This is a genomic window from Micromonospora tarensis, assembly GCF_016803395.1.
Taxonomy (GTDB): domain Bacteria; phylum Actinomycetota; class Actinomycetes; order Mycobacteriales; family Micromonosporaceae; genus Micromonospora; species Micromonospora tarensis.
Genome location: NZ_JAEVHL010000013.1, coordinates 22,254 through 42,231 on the forward strand (window position 1 = coordinate 22,254; position 19,978 = coordinate 42,231).

General features: G+C 72.1%; 18 protein-coding genes and 1 pseudogene. 8 read left to right on the forward strand and 11 right to left on the reverse strand.

The window, feature by feature from the left end; all coding sequences use genetic code 11:
- Nucleotides 1-10: 10 nt before the first annotated feature.
- From JM949_RS05060 to JM949_RS05070, 3 genes are all read left to right on the forward strand, one after another.
- Nucleotides 11-988: an RNA polymerase subunit sigma-70 gene (locus JM949_RS05060; RefSeq protein ID WP_203147275.1), complete on the forward strand. Its 978-nt coding sequence runs from the start codon at nt 11-13 to the stop codon at nt 986-988.
- Between the two features lie 123 nt (nt 989-1,111).
- Nucleotides 1,112-1,735, forward strand: a complete 624-nt coding sequence (locus JM949_RS05065; protein WP_203147276.1) for a DUF6518 family protein — start codon at nt 1,112-1,114, stop codon at nt 1,733-1,735.
- Between the two features lie 70 nt (nt 1,736-1,805).
- Nucleotides 1,806-2,138, forward strand: a complete 333-nt coding sequence (locus JM949_RS05070; protein WP_203147277.1) for a hypothetical protein — start codon at nt 1,806-1,808, stop codon at nt 2,136-2,138.
- On the opposite strand, the gene JM949_RS05075 is transcribed toward JM949_RS05070, so the two are convergent.
- From JM949_RS05075 to JM949_RS05105, 7 genes are all read right to left on the reverse strand, one after another.
- Nucleotides 2,116-2,829, reverse strand: a complete 714-nt coding sequence (locus tag JM949_RS05075; RefSeq protein WP_203147278.1) for a dihydrofolate reductase family protein — start codon at nt 2,827-2,829, stop codon at nt 2,116-2,118. The genes JM949_RS05070 and JM949_RS05075 overlap by 23 nt on opposite strands.
- 167 nt (nt 2,830-2,996) lie before the next feature.
- On the reverse strand, nt 2,997-3,857 hold the full coding sequence (locus JM949_RS05080; RefSeq protein ID WP_203147279.1) for an MFS transporter: 861 nt from the start codon (nt 3,855-3,857) through the stop codon (nt 2,997-2,999).
- A gap of 39 nt (nt 3,858-3,896) precedes the next feature.
- Nucleotides 3,897-4,811, reverse strand: a complete 915-nt coding sequence (bla, locus tag JM949_RS05085; protein ID WP_203147311.1) for a class A beta-lactamase — start codon at nt 4,809-4,811, stop codon at nt 3,897-3,899.
- Nucleotides 4,812-4,828: 17 nt separating this feature from the next.
- Complete coding sequence (gene rph, locus JM949_RS05090) at nt 4,829-7,477, reverse strand: rifamycin-inactivating phosphotransferase (RefSeq protein WP_203147280.1); 2,649 nt, start codon at nt 7,475-7,477, stop codon at nt 4,829-4,831.
- 179 nt (nt 7,478-7,656) lie between these two features.
- Entirely contained in the window at nt 7,657-8,748 is a 1,092-nt protein-coding gene (locus tag JM949_RS05095) for a winged helix DNA-binding domain-containing protein (protein WP_203147281.1), read from the reverse strand.
- A gap of 235 nt (nt 8,749-8,983) precedes the next feature.
- A complete protein-coding gene (locus JM949_RS05100; protein WP_203147282.1) occupies nt 8,984-9,616 on the reverse strand; it encodes a carbonic anhydrase in 633 nt (210 codons plus the stop codon).
- Between the two features lie 165 nt (nt 9,617-9,781).
- Complete coding sequence (locus JM949_RS05105) at nt 9,782-10,216, reverse strand: DUF4396 domain-containing protein (RefSeq protein WP_203147283.1); 435 nt, start codon at nt 10,214-10,216, stop codon at nt 9,782-9,784.
- 324 nt (nt 10,217-10,540) lie between these two features.
- Between JM949_RS05105 and JM949_RS05110 the strand changes: the two genes are divergently transcribed.
- From JM949_RS05110 to JM949_RS05120, 3 genes and pseudogenes are all read left to right on the forward strand, one after another.
- A complete protein-coding gene (locus tag JM949_RS05110) occupies nt 10,541-11,209 on the forward strand; it encodes a HEAT repeat domain-containing protein (RefSeq protein WP_203147284.1) in 669 nt (222 codons plus the stop codon).
- Between the two features lie 4 nt (nt 11,210-11,213).
- Nucleotides 11,214-12,229: pseudogene (locus JM949_RS05115) on the forward strand (MerR family transcriptional regulator).
- A gap of 169 nt (nt 12,230-12,398) precedes the next feature.
- On the forward strand, nt 12,399-13,391 hold the full coding sequence (locus JM949_RS05120) for a hypothetical protein (protein ID WP_203147285.1): 993 nt from the start codon (nt 12,399-12,401) through the stop codon (nt 13,389-13,391).
- A gap of 63 nt (nt 13,392-13,454) precedes the next feature.
- Here the strand turns inward: JM949_RS05120 and JM949_RS05125 are convergent, their stop codons facing one another.
- The 4 genes from JM949_RS05125 to JM949_RS05140 form a co-directional block, all read right to left on the reverse strand.
- A complete protein-coding gene (locus tag JM949_RS05125; RefSeq protein ID WP_203147286.1) occupies nt 13,455-14,258 on the reverse strand; it encodes an alpha/beta fold hydrolase in 804 nt (267 codons plus the stop codon).
- Nucleotides 14,259-14,296: 38 nt separating this feature from the next.
- Nucleotides 14,297-14,965, reverse strand: coding sequence for a DUF4097 family beta strand repeat-containing protein (locus tag JM949_RS05130; RefSeq protein ID WP_309232015.1), 669 nt, complete (start codon nt 14,963-14,965; stop codon nt 14,297-14,299).
- A gap of 207 nt (nt 14,966-15,172) precedes the next feature.
- Entirely contained in the window at nt 15,173-17,224 is a 2,052-nt protein-coding gene (locus JM949_RS05135; RefSeq protein WP_203147287.1) for an amylo-alpha-1,6-glucosidase, read from the reverse strand.
- On the reverse strand, nt 17,221-17,580 hold the full coding sequence (locus JM949_RS05140) for an SCP2 sterol-binding domain-containing protein (RefSeq protein ID WP_203147288.1): 360 nt from the start codon (nt 17,578-17,580) through the stop codon (nt 17,221-17,223). The genes JM949_RS05135 and JM949_RS05140 overlap by 4 nt, the downstream gene beginning before the upstream one ends.
- A gap of 131 nt (nt 17,581-17,711) precedes the next feature.
- On the opposite strand from JM949_RS05140, the gene JM949_RS05145 reads away from it, so the two are divergent.
- Together JM949_RS05145 and JM949_RS05150 are read left to right on the forward strand one after the other, a co-directional pair.
- On the forward strand, nt 17,712-18,590 hold the full coding sequence (locus JM949_RS05145; RefSeq protein WP_203147289.1) for an alpha/beta fold hydrolase: 879 nt from the start codon (nt 17,712-17,714) through the stop codon (nt 18,588-18,590).
- Nucleotides 18,591-19,020: 430 nt separating this feature from the next.
- Nucleotides 19,021-19,971, forward strand: a complete 951-nt coding sequence (locus tag JM949_RS05150; RefSeq protein ID WP_203147290.1) for an SRPBCC family protein — start codon at nt 19,021-19,023, stop codon at nt 19,969-19,971.
- Nucleotides 19,972-19,978 lie beyond the last annotated feature (7 nt).

The following is a 19,978-nucleotide window of genomic DNA, read 5'->3' on the forward strand; positions in this document are numbered from 1 at the left end:
GGATGACGTGATGAGCGCGGACGTGAGGGACCTCGCCGAGGTGGACGAGTCGGAGTTCTCGGGGCTGGCGCAGCGGCATCGGCGGGAGCTGCACGTGCACTGCTACCGGATGCTCGGGTCGTACGAGGACGCCGAGGACACCGTGCAGGAGACCTTCCTGCGGGCCTGGCGGCGGCGGGAGACCTTCGAGGGACGGTCGACGTTCCGGGCCTGGCTGTACCGGATCGCCACCAACGCCTGCCTGGACCTGCTCGCCAGGTGCCGCCCGGAGCCGGCGACCGGCGGCGAGGTGCGCTGGTTGCAGCCCTACCCGGACCGGCTGCTCGACGAGCTGCCGGCAGGCGACGCGGACGGGCCGGAGGCGGTCGCCGTCGCGCGGGAGACGATCGAGCTGGCGTACGTGGTCGCCGTCCAGCACCTCGCGCCGCGCCCCCGGGCCGCGCTGATCCTGCGTGACGTGCTCGGCTGGCCGGCCAGGGACGTCGCCGAGCTGCTGGGGGACTCGGTCAACTCGGTGAACAGCGCGCTGCAACGGGCCCGCGCCGGCATGCGCGAGCACCTGCCCGCCGCGCGGCAGGACTGGACCGGCGGCGACGAGGACGCCGCGACGCGCGAGCTGGTACGCCGCTTCACCGAGGCCAGCGTCGCCACCGACATCGGCCGGCTCAGCACCATGCTGCGCGACGACGTGCGCTGCTCGATGCCACCCACCCCGGGCCTGCACGTCGGCCGCGACGCGGTGGTGAACGACTGGATCGAGGACGGCTTCGACCAAATGACCGGCCTACGTGCCGTCCCCACCGCCGTCAACCGGCAGCCCGCCGTCGCCTTCTACCACTGGCGGGAGCGGGAGAACGCGTACCTGCCGCTGACGATCGACGTCCTGCGCATCACCGGCGGGGCGATCACCGAGATCACCATCTTCCACGACGACCAGTTCCCGAGGCTCGGGCTGCCGGAGCGGCTGCCGGCGGAAGGCACGGAGTAGTGCCGGTGTCCGAACTCCTCGTGCGGCGGCGGTGATGATTCCCACCCTGACGCACAGCCTCCGCGCTCGCAGCGGTTGACGCGTCGACGAGCCGAGCACGCATACTCGGTATGCTCTGCCGCCATGCGACCTGGTGATCGGAGGGTGGCGCTCGCCTCCGTGGTGGGCGGCCTCCTGCTCGGCGTCCTCGACTTCTGCTGGATCAAATGGCTGCCGTTCCCCGTCGCCGAACTCGGCAACTCCACCGCGACCTGGGCGGTTGCCGCATTCTTCTTCGGACACTGGGTGCGGTCGGGGTGGCTACGGGCCGCGCTCGGCGCCACCGTCCTGCTCGTCGTCGCGGTGCCCAGTTACTACCTCGCGGCCGCGCTCCTGCAAGGCGACGACCTCGCGGTGCTCTGGGCACCGTCGTCGCTGGTCTGGATGTTCTTCGGCGTGCTCGCCGGGGTGGTGTTCGGCACCGCGGGGGTGTGGGCCCGTGGCACCGGCTGGCGGCAGGTCGTCGGGGCGGCGCTGCCGACAGCCGTGTTCTTCGAGGAGGCCGCCCGGTTCGCCGGTAAGGCGACCGACCCCGACCACTCCTCCGGCGCGTGGTGGAACGTCGCCATCGACGTCGCGCTGGGCCTGCTGATCGTCGTGCTGACCAGCAGGTCACCTCGTCGGCGGGCACTCGTCGTCGCGGTGGCCGTGCCGCTGGCCGCCGCGATCCTGGTCAGTTTCACGCTGGCTGGCGGGGCCCTCTCGTAAGCCGGCCGCCCGGGACTCGGCGCACACCGTCCCGGCGTCGCGCGGACATCCCTCGGCTAGCCTGTGGCCCATGGAATCCGTGGACGTGGTCCTGGCCGTCGCGTGCCTCGTCGCCAGCCTGACCATGGCCGCCGTGCTGCTCTACCGCAGCCGTGGCGGCACGGCCGCGCCCCGGATCTTCGGCCGCCCACAGCCGCTGCCCCGCCTGCGCGCCGCGATGTACGTCTGCCTGGGGCTTGGGCTGGGCGGTGGCTGGCTCGTGAAGGATCTCTTTCCACCCCACTCCACGGGCGACGCGGTGCTGTTCAACGTGGTGCGGATCCTGCTGGTTGCAGGTGTCGTCACCGCCCTGCTGAGCGCGTTCCGGCACCCACGGCCCCTCACCGACGAGGCCGCCAGCTAGGGCAATGGTCGCCCTGCTCGACGGCGGCCCGCCCGGCCCGGGAAACGTCAGTCGTCGTGCCGGGCACCGCGATCGGGTGCCGCCATGTCGCCCGTGGCGGGGGTGCGTCGGCCAACCCGTAGCGCAGGTAGACAGTGCCCTTCGCGCTGGCCACCGGCGGTTCGAGAAGGGTGAGGCTGGTGGGTATCGCGCCGCCGTCGAAGACCTTCTTGCCGACGCCGAGCACGATCGGGTGCACCCACAGGTCCAGACGGTCGAAGAGCTTCTCGCGCAGCAGGGTCTGCACCAGGTTCAGGCTCCCGACCACCTTCACGTGCTCGTGCCGGTCCCGGATCTCGCGCACCGCGCCGGCCAGGTCCGGGCCGAGCTGGGTCGACCCGGCCCACGACAGATCGGGCGTGCCCCGGGAGGCCACATACTTCGGCACGCGGTTGAAGAGCGTGGCGATGTCGTCGTCCGCGCCGCCCTCCTGGTGCGGCCAGTAGGCGGCGAAGATGTCGTACGTCCGCCGACCGAGCAGGAGAGCGTCAGTGCCCTCGTACGCGGCCGCGACCTGCGCCCCGGCGTCCTCGTCCAGCAGGGGCGCCTGCCAGCCGCCGAACGAGAACCCCGCCGGGTCCTCCTCGGGACCGCCGGGTGCCTGCGCGACGAGGTCGAGGGTGGCGAACAGCTCGATGTGGATGAGGCCCATGCCCTGCTCCTGACGAGGTGGTTGTCTCGACCCCTGAGGGTAGACCGGTGAAGGAGCGCGGACCCGGCACCGCGACGACTCGCCGGACGGTGTCGGCGTCCATCGACCCCGCTGATCAGCAGCGCGTCGCCGAACTCGTCCGCTCTGTGCTGGTGCGGCGGTGGTGGTCAGCCGCCGGCGACGCTCGCCTCGGTCCGATCTCTGGCGACGGCAACCATGATGGCGGTGCTGAGCAACGCCGCGGCGGGTGCCAGCGCCAGGCCGTACCGGACGCTGTTCGTCACCACCAGACCGGTGAGCGCCGAGCCGGCGGCGCTGCCGACGGTGAACGCGGTCGCGACCCAGGCGAACGCCTCGGCGACGGTGCCCGGCACCGCCAACTGGTCCACCGTGAGGAAGATGGCGGTCAACGCCGGCGGTAGGGCCAGACCGCTGATCGCCAGCAACACCGCCATCAGCGCGGGCGGCGGAGTCAGCAGCAGCGGTACGAAGCCGACCGCCAGCCCGGCGGTGAGCAGCGGCAGACGTCGCGCCCCACCGGGCCGGGCACGGGTGTAGAACAGGCCACCGACCAGGGCCCCGGTCGCCTGGGCGGCGAGCAACCAGCCGGCCAGGTGCCGGTTGCCGGCTGCCTCGGCGTACCCGGTGATCGCCACCGCGATGCCACCGACCGCCATCCCCGTGCCGGCCACCCCGGCCAGCAGGACCGTGAGCCGGGGCACCCGAAGCGGGCCCGCCCAGTGCCGAACCGCCGGGACGCCCCGCCAGGCACGCACGGCCGGGGCCCTGACGAACACGATGGTGCCGGCGAGTTGCAGCAGCGCGGCCACTACCAACCCCGCTACCGGGCCGCCGAGCGCCACCGCGAGCAGCGTGCTGAGCGGCCCCACCACGAAGATCACTTCCTGTACGGCGACATCGAGCGCGTACGCGGCCGGCACCGCGATCGGGCGCACCCACAGGTCGAGACCCGGCCAGGTCCAGGCCGAGCTGGGTGGACCCCGCCCACGACAGGTCAGCTTCGCCACGGGACGCCACGGACTTCGGGGCGCTGTTGAAGAGCGTGGTCAGAGGTGCGCGACGACCACAGTGGTGGCCTGGGCGATGAGCGCGTCGTCGGCGGTGGCGTCCTTCTCGTCGCGGCTGGTGAGCACGGCGAGGACGATCGGGGCGCGGCCGGGCGGCCAGAGCACCGCGATGTCGTTGCGGGTGCCGTACCCGCCGGTCCCGGTCTTGTCCCCGACCACCCAGCCGGCCGGCGCCCCGGCGCGGACCAGCGCCCCGCCGGTGGTGTTGCCCCGCAACCAGCCGCGCAGCAGGTCGCGGTCCGCGGGTGCCAGGGCCTCACCCACGGCGTACGCCCGCAGGTCGGTTGCCAGGGCCCGCGCGGTGCTGGTGTCCCGCCGGTCGCCCGGCTTCGCCTCGTTGAGCTGGGTCTCGTAGCGGGCGGCGTCGGTGACCGTGTCGCCGACCTCGCGCAGCCTCGCCTCGAACCCCTGCGGGCCGCCGAGGTGCCGCAGCAGCAGGTTGCCGGCCGTGTTGTCGCTGTAGCGCACGGCGGCGTCGGCGAGGGCGCGCAGGCTCAGGCCGTCGGTCACGTGCTTCTCGGTAACCGGGGAGTGCGCCACCAGGTCCCGCGCCGAGTACCGGACCACCCGATCCAGCTCGGCGTCGGTGGTGTCGCCGAGCACCTGGGCGGCGGCGAGCGCCTTCCACGTCGACGCGTACGCGAACCGCTCGTCGGCCCGGTGTTCCACAGTGCGGCCGGTGCCGGTGTCGACTGCGTAGACGCCCAGCCGCGCCCCGAACGTCTTCTCCAGCCGCCGGAACTCCTGTTCGACGGCCGGCGACGGGGTGGCGGCGGGCGACGGGGCGGCGGCGGTCACCTGCGGGCTCGAAGTCGGCCGCGCCTCGGTCGCGTCGCCGCCGCGGCACCCCGCGGCCGCCACCACTGTCGATGCCGCGACCAGCACAGCCGCCATCCGCGGGACGGACACCGTCACCGTTGTCCCTCCTCGTGGGCCATCGGTTCGGGCAGGATCTCGACGTACCCGTCGCTGCCGTGCACCCGGATCCGCTGCCCGTCGCGGATCAGCCGGGTGGCGTCGAGCACGCTGACGACGGCCGGCAGGCCGTACTCCCGGGCGATCACCGCGCCGTGCGTCATCAACCCGCCGACCTCCGTCACCAGGCCGGCGATGCCGACGAACAGCGGCGTCCAGCTGGGGTCCGTGTGGGCCGTCACGAGGATGTCACCCGCTTCGAGATCAGCCTGTGCCATGTCCAGGATGACGCGGGCGCGACCCTCGACCGTCCCGCTGGAGACCGCCATCCCGATCAGGGCGCCGGCCGGCACGTCGTCGCGTCGGTAGGCCCCGGTGATGACCTCGCCGTCCGAGGTCATCACCCGGGGCGGCGTGAGCGTTTGGTACGACCGGAACGCGTCCCGGCGCTGCCGGATCAGCTCGTCGTCCACCCGGTGCGTACGCGCCACCTCGTGGAACTCCTGGAAGCTGAGGTAGAAGACGTCCTCCCGCGCGCTGAGCACGCCGGCCCGGACGAGGCGCCCGGCCTCTTCGAGCAGGGCCTGCCTGTAGACGAAGTAGCGGCTGATGATGCCGTACTTCGGGTACTCCCGATAGCCGATGAAGGTGCGCACCCGGTCGATCATCCGCTCGGTCTCGGCGGCCTTCTGGTCCCCGTCCGGCAGCGCCCGCAGGCGGGTCAGCACCTCCTGCGCCTTCTGCCGCGCCCGCTGCTGTCCCTGCGCGAAGCGCCGCCCGGCGGCGCCCGGCTCGAAGAGCTTGACGTTGTCGAGGATCACCGGCACCAGCGTGCTGGGGCGTTCGCTCCACCGCGGCCTGGTGATGTCGATCTCGCCGACGCAGCGCATGCCGTACCGGTCGAGGTACGCCTCGATGGCGTCCCGGGCGATGCTGCCGCCCGTGAGTTTCGGCAGCTCGTCGAGGAAGCCGTCGTCCTCGACGTCCTGGAGGAACGCCACCACCTCCGGGTGCGGACGGATCTGGTCGGCGACGTCGAGCAGCGCCAACCCCATCTCCGAGGTGATGTTGCCGGGGGCGGACAGGGTGAGGGTGTCCGCGGCGTTCTTCTCGCCCAGCCACTCGTGCAGCCGGTCGTTGAGCCACCAGGTGGCCTCCATCCCGGCCATGATCGCCTGCATGTTCAGCGGCTCGGCGAGGATCCGCTTGTGTTCCTGGAACGCCTCCAGCAGGAAGTCGAACAGCGCCGGACCGGTCACCGTCGCGATGTCGCGCCGCAGGGCGGCGACGGACGCCTCGTTGCGCTCGATCAACTCGGTCACGATGGCCGGGTCGGTCTCGATCGACGCGGACGCGCCGCCGGTGCCCAGCCTGGCCGGCCCACCGTCGCCGGCACGCGTCGAAAGGAAGTCTGGGCGCTCGACCAGCGTCTGCAACGCGTCGCTCATCAGCGGATCGGACTTCCCGACCATCTCCAGGAAACCGGCGCGGCTCGCGGGCGAGGCCAGCAGCCCGGTGGCGTCGACGAACAACCTCCCGCCGGCCTCCAGCATCGGCGCCATGGCCGTCAACTGCCACATGGAGATCCCCAGCGGCCGCATCGGGTCGGTCATCATCTGCTGGTGACCGACCGAGAGGTAGACGTGGTTCTCCTGGTCGTCGGCGGCGGGGATGGGGAACAGTGTGGTGATCGGCCTGCTCTGCACGATCTGGAACTCGTCGCCGACCAGGCACCACTCGATGTCCTGCGGGCGGCCGAAATGAGCCTCGATCCGCCGCCCGAGCCGCACCAGCCGCAGCACCTGCGCCTCGGTCAGCGCCGGCTGCTCCTGCCGCCGCGGGTCGATCGCCACCTGCTGCGTTCCGCCGCCCGGCAGGGCGGCGACGGCGCGCTGCTTGACCGCCACCGTGCCGGCGACGACCTCGCCGTCACGCACAGTGAAAACGTCCGGGTTCACCAGGCCGGACACCAGGGCCTCACCGAGGCCGAAGCTGGCGTCCACGGTCGCGACCCGGCGGTTGCCCGAGATCGGGTCGGCGGTGAACAGGATGCCGGCCGCGTCCGGAAAGACCATCCGCTGCACGACGACAGCCATCTGAGCCGCCCGGTGGTCGATGCCGTTGCGCAGCCGGTAGACGACGGCCCGCTCGGTGAACAACGACGCCCAGCACCGGCTGACGTGCCGCAGGACCGCCTCCGATCCCACCACGTTCAGATAGGTGTCCTGCTGGCCCGCGAAGGAGGCCGTCGGCGTGTCCTCCGCCGTCGCGCTGGAGCGCACCGCGTACGCGGTCTGCTCGCCGTGCGGGGCGAGGGCGCGGGTGATCGTGGCCGCCAACTCGCCAGGCATCGCGGTCTGCTCGATGCTCCGGCGGATCTCCGCGCTCAGCGTACGGATCGTCTCCCGGTCGTCCGGGTCGAGGCGTGACAGCTCGTCGAGCCGGTCATCGATCGACGGCGTCTCCGCGATGACCTGCCGGAAGGCGGCAGTCGTCACGCAGAACCCGGCCGGCACGCGGATGCCGTCAATCCGCGACAGGTCGCCCAGGTGCGCGGCCTTGCCCCCGACCACCGACACCTGCGTCCCGTCGACCTCCCGAAGATCCAACAGCGGTGCGAGGCCGTAGTCCTCGTCCGTTGACAACACACCCACGTCGTGCCCCCGTTACCTGGTCGGTGCTGGTCCGGCCGCCGATTCTGCGCCAGGACCGGGGTCTTGCCGCAAGCCCCCCGGTGCGGTATACGTTAGAAGTGGCAGGGAGACGTCTCCCTGCCTTTGCTGTTGGCCGAGCACCTGGAGCCGACGGCGTTCGGGGCCGCTGGCTAGCTGGCGAGGTCGACGCCGGCGAGCGAGACGGCGCGGTGCGCGGCCAGGAGTTCGGCTTGGGCGGTGATGGCCTTGCGGGTGGCGACCGAAAGGCTCTGCCAGGGCTGCACGGCGACCGTCAACCTTCTGCCGGCCTTGCGGGGGCGCCAGCTGCCAACCACGTCGCCGTCGACCAGGACGGCGCCCGGACGGCCCAGAACCGGCCACAACTCCTTGGCGCGGGCCGCGTCCGGCGCCAGTGTCGCCCGGTCCTTCGCCTGAAGGAACAGGTCGTACGGGCCGAGCAGGCGGGTGCCCGTGCCGTCAGCCGAACCCAGCGCCTCCTCGTCGGCGGCCAGTAGCGAGCGCACCTCGCCGTCGACCGTCACCTCGATCACGTCGTCGGGCCAGCGCGCCTTCACCTCCTTCACCGGGGCGTCGAGATAGTCGGCCACGTGTTTCGGGGTTGTCGGGCCGAGCAGGCGGAGGTACGCGCGGATGAGGTCGAACCGGTCAGCCGGGGCGGCCGCCTTCGTGAACCCGGTGATGCGCTCCAGGATCGGAGGTGAGGTGTCGAGCCGCAGTTCCAGTCCGGCCCGCACGGCGGCGAGCCGGAAGGGCATCTCGTAGAGGTGGGTGGCGTCGCACGCCCGGCAGAATCGCAGGTACGGCTCGGGCAGCACCGTGGCCAGCGGACCCGATACGTCTCCCTTGACCGTCGGGGTGGTGACGATGGCCCGCATCCGGGCGGCGATCTCGTCGAGGGCCGCGAGGTTGCCGATGCCGGCGGCCTTCAGGGGCCGGGACGCGTCGTAGATGCGCTTGCCCGCGTCGGCATCGGAGAAGGGTTGGACGGCGGCCGCCACCTGCCCGACGTCGGCCCGGCGGTAGAGGTGGGGAGCACCCCGCACGGTCCAGAGCAGGACCACCTCCGCGTCGGACAACGCGGTCACGTCGACCCCGCGCAGCGCCAGCGCCCACCGGGCGCCGTCCGGCCCGGTGTTCTGCACCCCGATGTCCAGGATGGCGGTGTCGGCGAGCGTGCCCGCGTCCCGGTCGAGCTGCTGGGCCCGGGCGCGGAAGTTCATCACCTGGCGTCGATCGACCATGCCTGAATCCTAGAGTCGGTCCGGGAGCGCTGCCTCCAGCGTCCGCTGTGGCCGGCCCGCCATGCCGATCGATGTACCGAGGAGCGGTATACCTCAGAGGCATATTCATACCTCTGAGGTATACCGCTCCACACTGCCTCCACCCCGACGGAGGTGACCGACGGTGACCGCCGCCGACCGGCCACACACCCCGTCGGTCACCTGTCGACGTCCGCGGGCAACTGGTCGGCAGCGGTCAAGCCACCAGCGACACCCGCCCGTTGTCCAGGTCGTAACGGGCGCCCACGACGCGCAGCGCACCCTGGTGCACCTTCTCGGAGATGATCGTGCTGCGGGCGCTGAGCGCCGCCACCTGGGCGGCGACGTTGGCCCGGACGCCGTTCTCCACCGGGTCGCCGGGCTGGTCCAGCACCGGCTCGACGACCGGACGCAGGGCGTCCACGATCGTGCCGATGTGCCCGGGCGCCGTGCCGCCGCTGTGGATGGCGTCGATGGTGGCGGTGATCGCGCCGCAGCGTTCGTGGCCGAGGACGACGATCAGCAGGCTGCCGAACTCCTCCACGGCGAACTCGACGCTGCCCAGCAGCAGGTCGTCGACGATGTTGCCGGCCACCCGGTTGTCGAACAGGTCACCCAGCCCCTGGTCGAAGAGCACCTCGGGGGCCACCCGCGAGTCGGCGCAGCCGACGGTGATGGCGAACGGGTGCTGCCCGGCGGCGAGCCGGTGCAGGTCGGCGAGGCCCTGGTGCGGGTGCCGGCCGTGCCCGGAGGTGAACCGCCGGTTGCCGGCCAGCAGCCGACGCAACGCCTCGTCCGGCGTGCTGACCGGGTCGTCGGCGGGCTGGGCGGCCGGCGCGGCGGCGGCCACGGACGGGCTGGCGGCTGCGCCCCGAGCGCGACGGCGGCGGCGCCACCGGCAGTCAGCAGCGAACGGCGGGACAGGTGGGAAAGCGCCACGATGATCTCCCTACAGTGAGGCAACTGCTCCTTCCTACCAGCCCGCTGTCCACACAGGTGCCCCGTATCCGACCCCTCAGCGGGAGCGCCGATCGGCCCAGCGGTCGAGCTGCCAGGACGCGGCGGGCCACGCCGCGAGGAAGCCGGCGACAAGCCCCAGTTGGCCCACAAACCAGAACACGGGGCTGTCCGGTCGCACCGGTGGCTCGGGGAGGACGACGTGGTGCGCGATCCACAGCCACGCGAACAGCGCCAGCTCGAAGGCGGTGATGGTCAGCAGCTCGACAGCGACGACGGTGGACAGCGCCCGCCAGACCCTCCGGACGAAATGACCGGGTGTGCCGACGTACCGGAAGAGGACGGCGATGGTCACGGCCGTCAGGTAGTCGCCGGCGTAGTCGACCCACCACGGGTCAGACGCCGAATCGGACCGGAGGGCGAACAGGGCGACCTCGGCGACGACGAAGCCCAGCGCGCAGTGCGCGCCGCAGCGGGACACCTGGGTGACCACGATGCCCCGCCGCGGCCGGCGGCGCTCACCGAGCTGCCGTCGTCGGGCGAACGCCTCGGCCGGCCCCAGTTCCAGTAGAGCCGCACGGCCGCCGGGCCGATGTAGAGGACGGTCACCAGCCAGACGATCTCCATGACCCGCAGCGGCTGACGGTGCCCGCGCAGGTAGGTGTCGGCGACGACGACGGCGAAGCTGACGAACCCCACCGCGAGCGCGGCCCACGACAGCGCCAGGAGCCAGGTTGGTTGCATCCCCGCCCCTTTCACACCCCTTGACCTTGACACAGTGACAAGGTCTTCACTGGGGTTCGAGGAGGTGGGTTCGATGACCGGTCCGCAACAGGACACGAACACCAGAAGGGCTCTCCAGGGGCTGGAGCACCCCGACCCGTCGGTGCGGCTGCGGGCCGCCCTGGCCGTCGGCACCGCCCCGGACCCGCGCTGGGTCGACCCGCTCATCGCGCGGTGCGCGGTCGAGCCCGACTTCTCCGTACGCGAAATGCTCACCTGGGCCCTGACCCGCCACCCGGCGGAACGGACGGTCCCGACGCTGGTCGGCGAAGTGCGCGCGGAGCGTGCGCAGGCCCGCAGCCAGGCGTTGCACACGTTGTCGAAGATCGGCGACCGACGGGCGTGGCCGGCGATCACCCGGGCGCTGCTCACCGACGCGGACGTCGAGGTGGCGCGCAGCGCCTGGCGGGCGGCCGTCGTCCTGGTGCCCGACGACGCGGCGGCCGAGCTGGCCGGGGTGCTGTCGACGCAGCTCGGACGGGGCAACCGGGAGACCCGGTTGAGCCTGAGCCGGGCGCTCATCGCGCTCGGCGAGGTGATCATGCCGTTTTTGCGGGCCGCGACGACCGACCCCGACCCCCGGGTGCGCGAGCACGCGGTCGCCACCGACCGGCTGTGGCAGGATCCGGACGCCGGTTTCGGGTACGCGACCGACGAGGCCACTCGCGTGATGGCGCTCGGACCGGCGGCGGCGAGCGGGTGATCGGGTGCTGATCGGCGAGGTGGCACGGCGGTCCGGGGTGAGCGCCCGGATGCTCCGGCACTACGACTCGCTCGGGCTGGTCCGGCCGACCGGTCGGACCAGCACCGGCTATCGCGAGTACACCGCCGAGGACATCCGGCTGATCTTCCAAATCGAGAGCCTGCGGTCGCTGGGACTGTCGCTGCGCGAGGTCCGGCGGGCGCTCGACGACCCCGGGTTCACCCCCTCGGGCCTGGTCGCCGACCTGATCCGTCAGACGCGGGACCGCATCGCGGCGGAGACCGAACTGCTCAACCGGCTACGCCGGATCGGCGCGGCGGAGCCGGCCGACTGGGCGGACGTCCTGGAGACCGTCGCCCTGCTGCGGGGGCTGGGGTCGGAGAGCGCGGACCGCCGGCAGCGCGCGGCCCTGTCGTCGGCCGAGAAGGTCCCGGTGGAGGCCCTGGTCGAGGCGGTGCTCGACGAGGCCGACCCGAACGTCGCCGGCGCCCTGCGCTGGGCGCTGGCGCAGTCCGGCGACAGCGGCGTGGTCCTGCTCGCGGAGGGCCTCCGGTCGCCGGAGGCGGCGGTACGTCGGCGCCGTCGAAGACCGTCGCCGAGCTCCCGCACGACGCGGCGACCGACCTGCTGCGCGACGCCCTCACCCACGCCGACGTCGGGGTCCGCCGGTACGCCGCGCTGGCGCTCGGCGCGCGGGGCGGCGCCGACGCGGTTCCGACACTCGTCGACATGGTCGTCGAGGAGGCGAACGACGTCGACGCGGCCGACGCGCTGAGCGCCCTGGCCCGGGACCCGGCGCTGGTGGACCGGATCACCGCCGACCTTGTCGGTCGCGTCGCACACCAGTCCGGGTCACCGCCGGCGCGTCGACGGTTGGTCCAGGCGCTCGCGGAGATCCCCGGTGACGCCGCCTCCCGTGCCCTCACCGACCTGACGAAGGACCGGGATCGTGTCGTTGCGCTGACAGCGACGTACGTCCTCCGGCTGCGCGATACCGCGCCGCCGGACTCGCGGCCCTGATGAACGGGGGTGAGCGCGCCCGCGCCCGCGAGGACGTCGACCACAGTGGACGAGCAGCCGGCCGGGACGGAAAGGCGACCGAGCGGGCCTCCTGTTCCGCGAATGGTCCAACCTTGTATCCGGTTCGCCACAACGGGTGACCGTACACAAGGGACTGTGGAGGTCCGGCATGCTGTTCATCGCCGAGGCGAAGACGACGTACCCGCCCAACGGCCAGATTCCCAACCTGGAGGACGACGAGAAGGCGTACGCCGACGTCGTCAAGACGATCACGCCCCTCCTACCGGGTGACTGCGAGATGGAGACGGTCGGGCAGTTGACCACCTGGTCGGCGACCAAGTTCGGCAACGAGAAGCGCTTCGACACCTGGCTGGAGGCCGTCACGGCCGCGGCCGACTACGCCCGGACGGGTTTCGCGAGCGGCCCCGACCAGCGGCGGCGGGACGAGGCGCTGGACGGCGGCGACCTGGCCAAGCTCAACAGCGCGATCGGCAGCACGGGGAACACCGACGACCCGCAGATGAAGCTGCGCGACAAGAGCCGCAGGTGGGCCAACTGCGGCCTGGCCGCGTTCCAGATCCGCGAGCAGTTGCGGGTCAAGGGCGGCGACCCCGTTCGTCTGTCGAACACGACCTACCGGTCCGGTGACGGCAAGGCGCTCAGGGACGCGCTGCTCGTGAAGCCCACCAGTGCGGCCAGCGTTCTACTGCTCGACTGCCAGTTTCCCCAGGTGCACAACTTCGTCGTCGAGGTGCACCACGACGGGTCGCGCTACCTCGCCCAGGGCTACCAGGGCGCCTACTTCGCGCACTGGTGGCTCGGGCTCGACGACAGCTACTCCGGCAAGGCCCCCGATGACATCGTCGAGCTGCGCAATCGGTACGGGCTTGGTCGGCCGATCAGCCTGCCGGACTACGAGAGCCTGATCGACGGCCTGGCCACGGCCACCTCCTCCACCTGGCCCGAGGTCGCCGCGCAGTGGCCGGAGCTGCCCTTCAACCCCAACGTGCAGGAGGTCGACGGGATCAAGGCGCGGTCCGGCTCGCCGACCTTCATCGTGGAGGTGTTCGAGCTGCGCCAGCCGGCGGCGGCGCGGGCCGCTCTGGGGGGCGGGAACGGCTCGCTCAGCGAGTTGGCCACCCGGGGGCTGAGCACCAACTGACCGGGACGACCGGTCCCCGGCCGCTCGGACGGGACGAGCGGCCGGGGGAGAGGGGCGACCGGGTCAGCGCTCGTCGTGGTCGGCGGCGACGGCCCGGACGGCGTCGGCGACGGAACGGAAGTCCTTCTTGAGGATCGCGCCGTGGTTGCTGGCGACCTTCGCGCCGACGGTGACGTGCGGGTTGCGGGCGGTCACCGCGTCGAGGCTGGTGCGGATCTGTTCCTGCTCGTCACCGCGGCTGCCGAGGGAGGTGCCGGAAGCGATCACGTAGCGCGTCGGCACGGTGATGGCGTCCAGCACCGGGCCCAGCTCGCTCGCCCGGGAGAGCCGGCCCAGCTCGATGTTGCTGTCGGCCTGCTGCTCGGCGGTCATCCTCGGGGTCAGACCCGTCGGGCGCAGCAGCGGCATGAACCAGTTCAGCCGCCGGAACAGCTTGCGGATCCGCTCCGCCATCGCCTCGTCCAGCCAGTCGTACGGGAACGCTCCGTCGACCAGGACCGCGCCCAGGGCACGCTCCGGGTTCCGGCTGGCCCAGTGCGCCGCGACGACCGCGCCGTAGGACCAGCCGACCACCACCGCCCGGTGCACACCCCGGGCGGCGAGCACGGCATCGACGTCCCGGACCGCCGCCGCGAAGGAGTAGTCCGCCGAGCGCTTCGACTTCCGGCCGCGCGCCCGCTCGTCGTAGCTGATGTGCCGCCACCCGGTGCCGAGTTCGGCGATCACCCGGCGCCAGTACCCCTGGGTGGCGAACTGGCCGTTGAGGTAGACCACCGGGATGCCGGGACCACCGGTGTCGGTGACGGCCAGGGCCGTGTCGTCGATCGGCACCAGGCCGGTCCACGTCGAACTGGTCGAGGGGTTCATGTCGGTGCTCCTGTCGGGTCGGGGGTGTCGGTCGGGGCTCAGCGGCTGCGGGCGGTGATGTCGCCGTGGGAGGTGGTGGCACGGATGTCGAGGGCGGTGCTGCCGTCGTTCTTGAGGGCGTTGCTGACCCGGCCGTAGCCGGTCTCGGCCACCAGCGCGGCCGAGACACCGGCGGCGGCCGTGACCGAGATGTCGCCGGACTGGGTGCGCAGCACGACGGTTCCGTGCACCGCCTCGGCGATCCGGATGTCGCCCCGCGCGGTGCTGATCTGCGCGGGGCCGTTGAGCCGGCCGACCTCGACGTCGCCGTCGGTCGCGGTGAGCCGCACGCTGGCCGCCTCGTCGATCTTGATGTTGCGGTACGCGCCGTCGAAGGCGAGATCGCCGAGGCGTCCCACCCCGCGCAGTTCGGCACTCGCCGTCGTGGCGTCGACCCGGGAGTCGGCGGGCAGCCGGACGGTGACCTCCAGCGACCCGGACGGACCGAGCGGTGGGTTGCCGGGGGTCGAGGTCGTGATCCGCAGGACGCCGTCGGTGTAGCTGACGGCGGTCTGGGCGGCGACCTTGGTGTCGCGGCTCCGGCCGGGGTCGGAGGGGGCGACCTCGACGGTGGTGTCGGCGCGGTCCCCGGCGATGAACTGGACGCGTCCGGCGGGGATGGCCAGGACGACAGAGATCGGGGCGGGGGTGTGGAACGTCTGCATCATGCTCTCCAAGGCTGGTCGTTCACTGTTTCCGATGTGCAAAACGCTACGTTGCGTTTATGGATCGGGCAACGAACATGTTGCGCTCAAGGCCAGAAAAACCAGCTCAACTGCGTGATTTCGTTGCGCTGGGCTGGCAGATAACGCAACGACGGCGAGGCCAACCATTGCAATGGAGGTGGGTGAACGCTATGCCGCGCGGCAGTCGGGCTACGGCTGGTCGGGGCGGCGGCGGGCAAACGCGTCGACCTTGCCCCAGCGGCCCGGGATGTCCAGCAGCGCGATCCGCTCGAAGATGGACGGCAACGCCGGGTCCACGGCCAGGTGGTCCTCGTGCGGGTCGATACCGAGCATGGTGCGGAGCAGCAGCATCGAGGCTCCGCTGGACCACGCCTGCGGGCTGCCGGCCGTGGGGTAGCGCACCGGAAACCGGGTGGTGTTGCGGTCAAACCCGCCGAACGCCTCGGGAAGGCGACCCTGGAAGTAGGTGGCGGCGGAGAGGATGCCCTCGGCGATGCGACCCGCCTCGCGGCTGAACCCGTAGCGGCGCAGGCCCCAGGCGATGAACGAGTTGTCGAACGGCCAGACCGTGCCGTTGTGGTAGCCGAGCGGGTTGTAGCGGCGCTGCCCCTCGGCGAACGTCCGCACCCCCCAGCCGGAGAAGAGCGCCGGACCCATCAGGTGCTCGACCACCCGTGGGGCCCGCTCCGGCGGCACGATGCCGCTCCAGAGCAGGTGCCCGATGTTGGAGGAGAGGCTGTCGACCGGGGTGCCGTCATGGTCGAGGGCGAGGGCGTAGAAGCCCTGCTCCTCCAGCCAGAAGTCCCGGTTGAAGCGGTCGTAGAGGGCCGCCGCCTCGCGCTCCAGCCGGTCGGCGAAGGCCTGGTCATTCCAGACGGTACGGGCCAGCCGGGCAGCTCGGATCTTGGCGTCGTACGCGTACCCCTGGGTTTCGCAGGTGGCCCTCGGGAAGCTCGGCAACCTACCGTCGGCGTAGGAGATGCTGTCCCAGGAGTCCTTCCAGCACTGGTTGTCCAGGCCGGTGGCGCGGTTGCGCCGCCGGTACCAGATGTAGCCGGTGGAATTGAGGTCCGCGTAGCGATCGATCCACGCCAGGGCCGCGCGAGCCTCCGGCTCCAACTCCAGCACCAGCGCGGCGTCGCCGCTCCACCGCTCGTACTCGTCGAGCAGCACCACGAACAGCGGCGAGGCGTCCACCGTGCCGTAGTAGGGGGAGTGTGGCTGCTCCTCGAACGCGGCCGACTCCCCGTAGCGCAGCTCGTGCAGGATCCGACCCGGGTCCTCCTCCAGCACGTCGTCGGTCCGGGCACCCTGCAACGAGGCCAGGATCCGCAGGGTCGGCGGGGTCAGCGACGGCGTGACCGGCAGGGTCTGTAGGCAGGTCAGCAGGCTGTCACGGCCGAACAGGGTCATGAACCAGGGCAGCCCGGCCGCCGGCACGGCCGCGCCGCCGAGCGACAGCGGGGCGAAGCGCAGCGCCGCCAGGTCCACCAGGCTGCGCTGGTAGATCTGCTGAAGGGCGACGCTCTCGGTGTCCAGGGTTGGAGCTGCCGCCGTCCAGGCCCGCAGGCTCGCCGGCAGGGTCGAGTCGTCCGGCCGCTGGGCCCGCAGGGCGGAGCGCAGGTCGACGCCGTCGGGACGCAGCGCCAGCATGGCGGCCTGCAACCGGGTGGACCACTGCTCGCCGGGGTTCAAGCGGATCGCGAACCGCAGGCCGTCCGGGCCGAACTCGGCGGGTTCGCTCGCCGACACCACCACCTCACGGTGATAGGTGGCACGTCGGTAGCCGAGGCGCAGCTCGTTGGGGCCGACGCGGGTGTAGTGGCTGCCGACCTTGTCGACGACATTGAACTTGATCTCGAAGATGTCGGCGAAGTCGGCGGCCACCTCCAGCCGGATGTCGAGGTCCATCACCCGCTCGCCGTAGTTGAAGATGGTCAGCGACTCGGTGAGGTCCGGCCCGATCCGCCGCCGCCGGATGGCCGACACGTCGGCCTGCACGTAGTCCACCGCCGCGCCCGGCACCACGAAGAACGTGACCTCGAAGTACTGGCTGTTGTCCACCGACAGGGCGGTCATGCACTCGCCGTTGACGGTGAGCCGCCAGCGGGACAGGAAGCGGCTGTCGGCGGCGAACAGGCCCACCGGGGTGGCCGGGGACGTCTCCACGTCGCCGCTGGCGTCGGACACCATGAAGGTGTTCCCGTCGATGCACGCCACGGTGCCGGCGATGTCCCTCATCGCTCACCCGGGCCGTCGTGCTCCGGCGGCCCGGGCGCGCGCGGGAACAGCCGCCCGATCCGCAACGCCAGGTTGAGGTCGCCGTCGACCAGGATCTCGCCCCTGGTGATCGCCGCCAGGCCGTTCACCTCGCCCCGCGCCATCGCCTCCGCGACCTGCGCGGAGGCCCGGATGACAGTGGTGGCGGGCCCGTCGCTCCTGCTCACCCGCATCCGGCCATGATCGATCTCCAGGAGCCACTGCTCCACCTGGTCCCCGTCCCGGATGTCGAAGCGCACGCTCCCGCAGACGTTGCTGAACCGCGGGTCCTCACCGGCAACGGTCAATCGGTCGAAGAAGGCGCTGGTCGCCGTCATCGCACCTCCCGGCCGCTGGTAGAAGCGCGTCTCGGCTACCCGGTGCGGGTGGCTGTTAACGCGGATCGACTGTCTTCCTGCCGGCCGCTGCTAGCGTCGCCCCGGGGAGATCACGGAGGGGTCCGACAGCAATGTTCGACGGGTTCGACGAGTTCGACATCCCCACGTCGGGAGCCACGATCCACGGTCGGCGCGGCGGCAGCGGGCCTCCGCTGCTGCTGCTGCACGGCATTCCGCAGACCCACCTGATGTGGCATCGGGTGGCGCCGCGACTCGCCGAGACGCACACCGTGGTCGTCACCGACCTGCGCGGCTGGGGCGACAGCAGCACGCCCCCGAGTGCACCGGATCACGAGCCGTACAGCATGCGGGCGATCGCCCGCGACCAGGTCGAGGCCATGCGCGCTCTGGGCTTCGCGCGGTTCGGGCTGGTCGGCCACGATCGCGGCGCGCGCTGCGCCTACCGACTGGCCCTCGACGCGCCCGACGTGGTCACCCGGCTCGCCGTGCTGGACGTCGTGCCCGCCAGCGACGTCTACGACCGCGCTGACGCCGCGTTCAGCCTCTCCTACTGGGTCTGGTCCTTCCTCGCCGCGCCCGAGCCGGTGCCCGAACAGTTCATCGGCGCGGCACCGGCCGTCCTCGCCGACTTCATGCTCGACACCTGGCCCGAGGTGACCGACGTGTTCCCGGCCGAGGTGCGCGCCGCGTACCTCCGCCAGTTCAGCGACCCCGCCACCGTCCACGCGATCTGCGAGGAGTTCCGCGCCACCCCGACGCTGGACTACCAGCACGACCAGGCGGACCGCCGGGACAACCGGAAGATCCGGTGCCCGATGCTGTTCCTCTGGAGCCAACGGGGTCAGGTCGCGCGGCTCTACGACGACCCGCTGGCGATCTGGCGGGAGTGGTCCGACGACGTTCGCGGCGGCCCGGTCCCGGTCGGACACTTCATCCCGGAGGAGGCGCCCGAGGAGACGGCACGGCAGCTCCTGGATTTTCTGAGCTAGCGCGCACGGCTGGCGACCCGGGCTTGTCGGCGGCGCCCGCCCCGCCCGGCGTGATCGCCAGCAGGGAGCCGTCCGTGCCCACGGTGAGGTCCCAGTGCGTCCGCGCCGGCAGGTCGGCCGGTGTCCGTCCAGCTCTTCGCGCCATCGGAGATCAGATCGCCGTCGGACACCGTCACCTCCCCTCGTCACCACTCCCACGAACGGGCTGGACGGAAGGTTCCGGTGGCCGGCCAGAATATGTCGACAGCTGATATCCGGTCGGGCGGGAGGGCCCCGCGGGCGCGGTCGCGGCGCGGCTCTGCACCACGCGGATCGGGTGTTATGCCCGAATAGGGCGCATGGCTGACCTGTACCGCATAGCGTCACGGAGGCGGTAGACCACCGCCGCTCCACCCGCACAGCGGCGGCCGCCCATCGGAAGGGACCCGAGATGAGCCGTGTCGAGACGGTGCTCCTGCCCGAGTTGGACGGGCCGGTGCCGGCGACCCTGCCGAGCGCCCTCGGCCTGCTGAGCCTGGCCCTGGGCGTGGGCGCCCTGGTCGCGCCCGGACCCGTCGCGCGAATGACCGGCGTGGACGACTCGCCGGCCGCGCGAGCGGTGCTCCCGGCCGTCGGCGCACGCGAGTTGGCGAACGCCGCCGGGCTGCTCAGCGGCCGTCGACCGGCCGGCTGGGCGTGGGCGAGGGTGGCCGGCGACGCGGCGGACCTCACACTGCTCGGCCGGGCCCTCGCCGACCGCCACGGTGCCCGTCGCCGCCGGGTCGCGCTGACCACCCTCGCGATCGCCGGCATCAACGCCGTCGTCGTGCTCGCCGCCGTCCGCATCGGGCGGGCGCGACGGGCCCGCGCCCGGGTGATCCGGATGGAGATCGCGGTGACCGTCAACCGTTCGCCCGCCGAGGCGTACCGTTTCTGGCGCGACGTGGAGAACCTGCCCCGGTTCATGGCCCACCTGGAGTCGGTACGCGCCGACGACCTGCGCCGCTCGCACTGGATCGCCCGTGGCCCGGCCGGGCACCGGGTCGAGTGGGACGCCGAGATCATCGACGACCAGCCGAACAAGTCGATCACCTGGCGTTCGCTGCCGGGAACCCGGGTGCCCAACGCCGGGCGGGTCCGGTTCGCGCCCGCACCCGGCGACCGGGGCACCGAGGTCCGCGTCGAGTTGCGCTACGCGCCGCCGGCCGGGGCGCTCGGCCGGGCGGTGGCGAAGCTCTTCGGCGAGGAACCCGAGCAGCAGGTCCGGGACGACCTGCGCCGGTTCAAGCAGGTCTTGGAGACCGGTGAGGTGGTCCGCTCCGAGGGCAGCCCCAGCGGCATCTCCGTTCGCCAACAGGCCATGCAACGCCCCGCCCAGCCGCTGCCGGCGTCCCGCCGCTGACCGCCCG